Source organism: Inquilinus sp. (genome assembly GCF_057815775.1).
Genome location: NZ_JBYRFX010000560.1, coordinates 1 through 2,066, shown reverse-complemented (window position 1 = coordinate 2,066; position 2,066 = coordinate 1). Strand labels below are relative to the sequence as shown.

General features: G+C 68.3%; 2 protein-coding genes. One reads left to right on the top strand and one right to left on the bottom strand.

Annotation, left to right across the window (positions count from 1 at the left end; all coding sequences use genetic code 11):
- A partial coding sequence (locus AC3XYG_RS19460) for an amidohydrolase family protein (protein ID WP_489141513.1) occupies positions 1-922 on the bottom strand: 922 nt, incomplete at its 3' end.
- 121 nt (positions 923-1,043) lie between these two features.
- On the opposite strand from AC3XYG_RS19460, the gene AC3XYG_RS19455 reads away from it, so the two are divergent.
- Positions 1,044-1,841, top strand: coding sequence for a hypothetical protein (locus tag AC3XYG_RS19455; protein ID WP_489141512.1), 798 nt, complete (start codon positions 1,044-1,046; stop codon positions 1,839-1,841).
- Positions 1,842-2,066: the final 225 nt, after the last annotated feature.

Sequence of the window (2,066 nt, the reverse complement as noted above, 5' to 3'; positions counted from 1 at the left end):
CGCCGATGCGGACGAAATCGTCGCCCTCGTCCTGCTTGACGCCCCATTTGGCGATGGCGTCGTCGACCTGCTGCGCGGTGCGGAACTCGAAGCCCGGCATGTAGACGGTGTAGCGCAGCGTCAGGCTGTGGTCCGCGGCGGCTTGGCGCCACAGGCGCAGGGCGTCGAGCATGTTGCCCTTGTAGGAGCCCGGGACGCGCACCGCGGTCATGCCATAGGCGTTCAGCGCCGCCTGGGTGGCGACGATATCGTCCATCGTCAGCGGCTTCGGCGCGGGCAGCGGCACCAGCGCCTTGGCGGTGTCGAAGATCTCGCCGGTCAGGCCGCCGTTGGTGTCGCGGCTGATCTGGCCGCCGGCGGGCACCGGCGTATCGGCGGTGATGTTGTAAGTCTTCAGCGCCACGCCGCTGAGGATGATGGAATGCCCGCCGCGCACCAGCACGACCGGATTGTTCGGCGCCGCCTGGTCGAGCTCCGCCGCCGTCGGCAGGCGCTGTTCCTTGAGCTGGGCCTCGTGCCAGTCGGAATTGGACACCAGCAGCGCGCCGGGCGCCGCGGTGGCGGCGGCATTGGCGATGATGGTCAGCAGCTCCTGCAGGCTGCGCGCATGCGACAGGTCGATGCCGCTGCCGCCGCCTTCGTTGTGGAAATGGCCGTCGGCCAGGCCGGGGCTGACGAAATGGCCCTGCAGGTCTACCAGCCGGGTGTCCTTGCCGATGTATTGGCGGATCTCGGCATCGCTACCCACCGCCACGAAACGGTCGCCCGACACCGCGAAGCCCTGGACCACGGCATCGCCGGCATCGGCCGTGTAAACCTTGCCGTTGACATAGACCGTGTCCGCGATCGTGGCAGCGTGGGCGGACAGAGGCAGCGCCGCCGCGAGACAGATGGCCGCCGTTCCGATGATTCTCAGGCGCATGGCATCCCCCTTCCGACTATTTGTTTTATGCTTAAAGCATTTGCCTGTTGTCTCACCCTGTCAAGCTGCTGCGGGGGCGATCCGGCGCGGTCGAGGCGAGCGGCCTGGCGGACTGGGCGGCTTGATCTTGACTCGAATGTTCCTATTATGTTCTTATTATGAGATGGACAAAGCCACCACCAGGATCGAGACAGCGCCCGACGCTTCGCCGGCCACCGAGGCCCACGTCGCGCTGCTGTCCGCCCTGGTGACGTTGTCCGGCGAATTCGCCCGGGGCTTCCAGGAAGCGGGTGTGGCCGCCCTCAAGGCCGGCCAATTCGAGCAGGCCTGCAAGGCCGAAACCCGGTTCAGCCGCCTGTTCCTGGCCATCCGCCGCGGCATCGCGCTGATGGCCCGGCTGCAGGAAGAGCAGGCGGAAGCGCTGCAGGCCGCCGAACTGGACCGGGACGACCGGCAGTCCGAAATGGCCGACCGGCGCAGCCAGGTCGCCCAGGGCGTGACCCGCGCCATCGCCGCCGCCGCACCCGACGACGCGGACGCGCGGGAACGGCTGACGAGCGAGCTGTGGTCCCGGCTGTCCGGCGACCACCCCAGCCGCATCGATATCGACCTCGAAGACAGGGCCCTGCCGATCGAGGCCCTGATCCACAGCCTGTGCCGTGCTCTCGGCCTCCGGCCCGACCGCGCCGCCCTGGCCGAGGCCGCCGAAAGGGCCGTCGCGGCACCGCCGCCATTCCGATCGGCCCGGCCTTTGCCAGACGATCCACCCGATATCGATCCACCCGACACCGCTCTGTCCGGCACCGATCCGGCAACACCACCTGGCGGCAACGCGATGGCTGCAGAGGCCCGCCGCCGCGAAACCGAAGCCTGGCGCCGGCTGCACGCGGTCCTGCTGCTTCATAGAGAGTCGGGCTAGGTCGGATTCACCTTGGCGAGCCCGACTGTTTTTGCCTCTCCCGCGCCGCAGGAGGGGCCGGAGGCGCTTGCGTCCCCCCAAACACCGTCATTGCGAGCGCAGCGAAGCAATCCATCGGGCAGCCCATACCGGCGCCATGGATTGCTTCGTCGGCTTCGCCTCCTCGCAATGACGGTTCTGGGAGAAGCGGCGGTGCCTACACCCCCGAATCGGCCTTGCCGATCG